This window comes from Bacillus sp. 05T31, from assembly GCF_056396725.1.
Genome location: NZ_JBFTMA010001265.1, coordinates 1 through 575, shown reverse-complemented (window position 1 = coordinate 575; position 575 = coordinate 1). Strand labels below are relative to the sequence as shown.

1 pseudogene is annotated in these 575 nt (G+C 32.3%); it reads right to left on the bottom strand.

Going from position 1 to position 575, the window contains the following annotated elements:
* A pseudogene (locus AC1DJR_RS32820) lies at nt 1–575 on the bottom strand (M4 family metallopeptidase); the annotation flags it as partial.

The window sequence follows — 575 nt, the reverse complement described above, 5'->3', positions numbered from 1 at the left end:
GCATGTACAACTGAAACTACCTTTTGTCCCTTATTATCAAAACTATTACGCTTRTATTTATCTTTATAAAAATCAAATACCTTTGTTGCTAAGTAATGAGCACTTACTGCTTTTGGATCRTTAAATGTTGTTGAAGTGCTRGTTGCTAGTGTRCCAGGATAATAGCTTTCYTCTTTAGTAATATCTCTGTAATTCACATCATATGTTTCAATTCCTTGCCCTCTTGTATAATCAGCAAGTGCATATTTGCCATTACTTTGTTTAGAAATACCAAATGAACGAGATATACCTAAATCATCTTTTCCTGTTCCAGTTAATGATGTAAGACTACTTTTTTTACTTTCCTTTAAAGCTCCAACTAGTTTTTCACTTGCTTTTAAGTTAGATTCTTGTACCATATTTTTTAACATATCACCATTTTGTGCATTTACTAAATAAGTTCCGGAAACATAGTTTGGTGTTGCCGCTTCAAAGGTAACTTGGTATGCATTGCTAGCTTGTCCATTATTTTCATCAACAAAAATAACTTCCTTAACTTCTGGCTCAGAAATAAACTTGATATCGTTCCCGTACTT